The sequence below is a fragment of the Lactiplantibacillus garii genome, assembly GCF_003885105.1.
In the GTDB taxonomy this organism is placed as follows: Bacteria; Bacillota; Bacilli; order Lactobacillales; family Lactobacillaceae; genus Lactiplantibacillus; species Lactiplantibacillus garii.
The window spans coordinates 1-5,700 of the sequence record NZ_QWZQ01000075.1 but is presented as its reverse complement, the minus strand read 5'-3'; the positions used below and the strand labels follow the sequence as shown (position 1 = coordinate 5,700).

The 5,700-nt window shown below is 45.5% G+C and carries 5 protein-coding genes and 1 pseudogene; 3 read left to right on the top strand and 3 right to left on the bottom strand.

The features are described from left to right. A pseudogene (locus D1831_RS14440) lies at window positions 1–414 on the top strand (hypothetical protein); the annotation flags it as partial. A gap of 54 nt (window positions 415–468) precedes the next feature. Here the strand turns inward: D1831_RS14440 and yjeM are convergent. Then, a complete protein-coding gene (yjeM, locus tag D1831_RS13615) occupies window positions 469–1,956 on the bottom strand; it encodes a glutamate/gamma-aminobutyrate family transporter YjeM (protein WP_125073389.1) in 1,488 nt (495 codons plus the stop codon). A 296-nt stretch (window positions 1,957–2,252) separates the two neighbouring features. On the opposite strand from yjeM, the gene D1831_RS13610 reads away from it, so the two are divergent. Further along, a complete protein-coding gene (locus D1831_RS13610) occupies window positions 2,253–2,651 on the top strand; it encodes an aggregation-promoting factor C-terminal-like domain-containing protein (RefSeq protein ID WP_125073388.1) in 399 nt (132 codons plus the stop codon). Between the two features lie 324 nt (window positions 2,652–2,975). After that, window positions 2,976–3,854, top strand: coding sequence for a DMT family transporter (locus tag D1831_RS13605; protein ID WP_125073387.1), 879 nt, complete (start codon window positions 2,976–2,978; stop codon window positions 3,852–3,854). A gap of 112 nt (window positions 3,855–3,966) precedes the next feature. Here D1831_RS13605 and D1831_RS13600 read toward each other — a convergent pair whose 3' ends face one another. Both D1831_RS13600 and D1831_RS13595 read right to left on the bottom strand, forming a co-directional pair. After that, a complete protein-coding gene (locus tag D1831_RS13600) occupies window positions 3,967–4,947 on the bottom strand; it encodes a Gfo/Idh/MocA family protein (protein WP_125073386.1) in 981 nt (326 codons plus the stop codon). Window position 4,948: 1 nt separating this feature from the next. Continuing rightward, window positions 4,949–5,542: a ribose-5-phosphate isomerase A gene (locus D1831_RS13595; protein ID WP_225422901.1), complete on the bottom strand. Its 594-nt coding sequence runs from the start codon at window positions 5,540–5,542 to the stop codon at window positions 4,949–4,951. Window positions 5,543–5,700: the final 158 nt, after the last annotated feature.

Genomic DNA, 5,700 nt, shown 5'->3' with positions numbered 1-5,700 from the left:
AAAAAATACCGGTTATTTTTATCATTATTGTTAACTGTTTTTACTTTAGTTTGTGGACTAGTTGCAACTAGTCCACAAACTGCCGAAGCTAAGACTTATACAATTCCCAAATCGGTTCGGGGAACTTGGTACGCCTTTAACACTTCAACCTATAAGTACAACAAGGTTCACATTACTAAGCACGGCGAATACCATTCCGGTTACTACTATAAACAACGGGGAAAAGCCAAGGTTCAAAAATTTGGTGGCGTTAAATATTACCAACTTTGGACTAGCGTAAATCCGGTTGGCGTTCGGGCATCTAAAGGAAAATTCATGGGTAAAAAAAGGGCCGTCCTGTACATCGCATCCCAAGGAGTTGTGACAGCTTACTTTCACAAACACATTCGTTTAACTTACCGATACTTATTCTAGTTACAAATATGAGCGGCCATCCGTTACGATGACCGCTCATATTTTAATTACGCTTTAATTATTAGCGTGTCGTTCCCGCACTTGGTACCAGATGATGCCGGCCACCCCGAACAGAATTGGCCCAACTAACATCCAAATGGTGTTCGCAAACTTACCCGTTTCAAGAATTGGTTGGATCAATGTAAAGACGTTGGCCGCTAGTACCACGACAAACACCGCCCAGCTGATCAGTTTGGTCCAAGTCATCGACTTATAAACTTCAAATGGTTTCGCAATGGCCTGGTTTGCCTTGAACTTTGGAAAAGCGTACAACAAGAACAAGTACGGTAAGGTCATCGAAACGTTGGCCATCAACGTCAAAATGTTATAAAAAGCCGACGCGTCCCCTGTCGCAAACGACGCCACCAGGATGATGATAATCACAATCGCACACTGTACGATCATTGCGTAGCTCGGCATGTCATTTTTATTGAGCTTCGTAAACTTAGCCGGCCACAGTTCCTTGGGCGTCCCTAAGATCAACGTTTTTAGCGGTGAATAGGTCAACGTGAAAAAGGCCCCGGTGTAAGCTAAGAACATCCCTAAGCCGGTATAACGGGCAAACCACAGTCCGACGGTGTTGGCAGCCGCGGCGCTTAATCCCAGCGACTGGCCCAAAACGTAGCCCAGGTTGCGCATCATGACGTAACTGATGTTCCCCATGTTCGTGGTCGGGTTTGCTAAGACCGCCTGCCAGTTCGTACTAATCCCCCAGCAGAAGATGCCGAGCCCGTAACCAACCGTGATCACGATGGCAGAAATGATGATCCCACGCGGGAAAGTTTTTTCCGGGTTCTTAGTTTTATCCACCATTCCCCCGAGAACTTCCAGCCCACCGTAAGCAAAAATCGCAAACACGGCAAAGCCGAGTAACCCCACTGGGTGTTGATAACTCGGATTTGGTGACGTTAAAACGTGTTGTAATGGTTGGGCAAAGTGGCCGTGATTCAAGCCTAGAATGATTCCTGAAACAACTAACAAAATGGCCGTTAAACTGGTGACGGCCACCCCGCCCAAACTGGTGATACGCACGATTCCTTTCATGCCTTTAATTGAAACAAAGGTCACTAACACCATCCATAAGCAGGAAAGAATCCCAATAACCTGGGTGGCGTTTAAGCCCAGTACCGCAAACTTTTGGGTTTGATCACTCCCGAAAAAGATGGTCGTAAACGGTATCCAAACCTTGGCCGACGTGGAAACCAGCCAAATAATGTAGGAAGCAAACCACATAAAGGTCCCGACAAACGCAAAACGGGCGTTGACGCTAACTTCCAGCCACTTATACATCCCGCTACTATCCGATTTAATTGCCGCCCCGTATTCCGCCATCATTAGTGCAAACGGAATAAAGAACAACACCGCGGCCACCAGGTAAAACAGGATCGATGAGTACCCCATCAGATAAAACGCAATCGTTCCGTTCGCAAACCCGAAGACCGTCGTAAAGATCATCATGACTAACGCCATTAAGGTGATCTTCTCACTATCTTTTTTTGCCATTTTTTCGCCCCGCAACTCCTTCATAGTTACTAAACCGCCAAATAAAGCGGTTAACACCTTTAAGGTTAAGCGACCAGTAAAATAAGCAGATTGATTTTTAATGATAATCTGGTAAGTTTTCGCCGTGAAGCCGCATTTTAATTAACTGCACTAACTATTCTCATTACGAAATATTTCATTTTAACAACATCAATTTAATTGGTCGGTAACGGCCCGTTAACATTACTGCAACATTTCTCGTGTATTCTAACAGACATAGGGTTATTAATTTAAACGAACGGGGCGTACATAATCTAATGAAAAATTTTAAGTTGAAATCAATTCTGTTACTAGTTGCATTGGGGTGTGTTTTAGGGTTAGTTGCAAACGTTGCAACGAGTTTTGTTCCTCAGACATCGGTCACCGCCGAAGCCGCTACCAAAAAAGTCAGCCAAGCTAAACAAATCAAGAAGATCAACGCACACTTGTCCAAAAAACAGAAAGCGGCCAAAAAATGGATTGCTTACCGCGAATCTGGTTACAGTTACACCGCACGCAACGGACGTTGTTACGGCCGTTACCAACTATTAATCTCATACTTACACGGTAATTTATCACCAGTTAACCAAGAAAAACGGGCCAACAGTTACGTGGCCGGTCGCTACGGTTCTTGGACCAACGCTAAGAAGTTCTGGCAACACCACCACTGGTACTAAACCAGACCGTAATTTAAGTTAATAACTCGCGAACGTTTCTGGTTATCCGGAAACGTTTTTTGTTTACTAGAGTTCACTTTTGCGCATCACTACCATAAATTATGACTACGTTGATCGTAATATTCGTTACCAATGCAGTAACGTCCGTTCTTGCCGTGCGTTCCGAATTGATTTAACATAGAATAATTAACAATTTATCTGGGAGGCTTGACCATGATTTTTTCACCACTAAACGAATGTGACGTTCCAACGATCCGCTAGTCAGCGGATTATCCCGCTGGCGATTTCATTGTTTAACAGAAATCTGAAGCGGAGGAACAAACTTTGAATTCTAAAAAATTATTAGGCGCCGGCTTACTCAGTGGCGCTGCTTGTATTTGGGGTGGCATGTTCGTTGTCGTTAAATTAGTAGTTGGCACCATTCCGCCAATCGAATTAGTCTGGTTACGTTACCTAATCGCCCTCATTACCCTCATTGGCTGGGCATGCTTTACACACGTCAAATGGTACTTTAGGCGCAATGATCTTGGTCTAATTTTACTCATTGGATTAATCGGTAATACCATCTCCATCGTGACGCAGGAAACCGGAACGTGGCTGTCTAACGCTCAAACTGGGGCGGTAATCACGTCCGCCACCCCAACTTTTATGCTACTTTTCGCAACGTGGTTGCTTCACGAACACCTAACTAAAATTAAGTTAGTCTCAGTTTCATTAGCAACACTGGGTGTATTAATTATTGTTGGCCTACACTTCACCGGGCACCATACCCTACTAGGCATACTGGCCCTCACCGTTGCCGCTTTAACGTGGGCCTTGATGTCAGTCCTCATAAAAAGGCTATCCGACCGTTACACTGCCGTACAAGTTACCATCATGTCCACCAGTGTCGCCATCGTACTGCTAACGCCAATTGTTATTAGCCAGTTTCAAACTCTCAACCACGTTAACTTTGGTCAACCGTCCATATTCTCAGCATTGGGCTACCTCGGAGTAGTTTCCACGGCCGGGGCCTTCGTGATGTGGAATCGGGGACTTCAGTTGCTCCCTGCCAGCAGTTCTGGATTATTTTTTCTATTACAGCCCATCGTTGGTACCTTACTCGGTTGGTTATTACTAGGTGAATCCGTCTCATGGCATTTTTTGCTTGGTAGTGGCTTAATCGTATTAAGCGTATGGATTGCAATCAAATTTAATGACTAACCAAATTACCCGTTACAAAACTAAATGGCCCACCAAAACGCGGATACATCACGTTTTGGTGGGCCATTTAGTTAGGCATAATATTTTACCATCTTGAACAACCCGTTAACGCTTAGTCAAACGGGTATTTCATTCCCCAGGCATTCCGCACACTGTCCAAAATATGGGTAACATCGTGAGAAGTTGCCAATTGGCCGTCATCGTGCCCCGTATCAATGTAACGTTGCATGTCACGAACTTCATAACGAAGGGCTTGGTCGGCATCACCGGCAATCAACGTTTCGTGGGCCTCACCGTGGGCACCGTCGGTATAAGTCACGTCCGCTTCGGTTGCCCGGGGGTAGTTACTAATTTCAACGTACCCCTTAGTCCCGGAAACCACCCCACGCTTCGGTTGTTTAGCCCGCATGGAGAGTGCCATTACGGCTAATTGTTCCTGTTCGTTCTTTAAAATAATCCCAGACTGTTCGTCCACACCGGTTTCGAAGAATTTCACGGTGGTTAACGCCGTGTTCGGCTGACTCGTTAAGAAGGTCCGGGCAAAGGCGGTCGCGTAGCCCCCAATGTCAAGTAAGGCCCCACCGGCTAACTGTTTATTGAAGAAGCGGTTCTTCGGGTCATAATCCTTCAAACTCCCAAAGTTAACTTGAACGAGCTTAATGTCACCCAATTTACCGTCCGCAATCAACTGCTTAACTTGTTGATAAATTGGCATGTGGTAGAGCGTGAACCCTTCCGTTAAAATTAAGCCCTTGTCCTTAGCTAACCGGTGCACTTCGTCAAACTGCTTAGCGTTAACGGTAATGGCCTTTTCACAGAAGACGTGTTTGCCAGCCAACAGCGCCTTTTTAATGTAGTCGTAGTGGTAAGTGTGGGGCGTTGCAATGTAAATCACGTCAACGTTAGGATCCGCAATCATCGCGTCCGCGTCGGTAAAGGTTTTATCAATGTGTTTTTCCGCCGCGAACTTCTTCAACATTTCCTCATTCACGTCCGCAACCGCGTAAATTTTGCCGTTTACATCGTTAATGGCGTCCGCCATTTCGTGCGCGATCCAACCCGTTCCAATCATACCCCAATTATAATTTGTCATTTTAAAGATCCTTTCTATATTCATTGACTTGTCCATCGTGATCAAAAGTTAATAGCGTCGTGATAACGTTTTCAAAAAGGGACGTCGCAACTACTCCGTTTTGTTGCTGAAGCCAGGCGTTAAACTCATGAACGTTTTCCCAACGATCCGCGCGGCAATCTAATAAATCGTTGCCGTTCGGTGTCCGGGCAAAGCTCGCCACCTGCTGACCAACCCGCCGTGTGACTTGGTAACCATGATCACCGATTACTTGCATCATCGTTGCCGTTGCGGCCGGCAATACTTCCACCGTCAACGGTACCTGGGCGTTCAGTTGCGGGGTTAACCGCTCGGCCGGCGCTAAGATGACGTATTGATCAGCATTTTGCGCGTACAACTTTTCAAAAAAGTGAATCCCACCGTTACTCTTCAACGCGGTTAAATTCGGCGTAATGCTATCACAACCGTCAAACGCCACGTCGATGTGACCCACCGCCGCTAAACCCACCATTTTAAGGCCAAGTGTCGTACAAGTTACGGCGGTTAACTCCGATGGCGTACATAGTTGTAAATCTAGTTCCGGTTTAGTCGCTAGCACCTTGGCCAAGTTTGCCACGTTATGCCCACCGCCTAAGCAGACGTGCATATGGGGCTTAATTAACGCTAAGGCCCGTTTAATTATTGGTTCAATAAGACATCACCTCATAGCTTTTTGAATTAATTTTCACGATTCATTATATTTTGAAATTATTTTTCTGTCAAGCTGTTTTAATA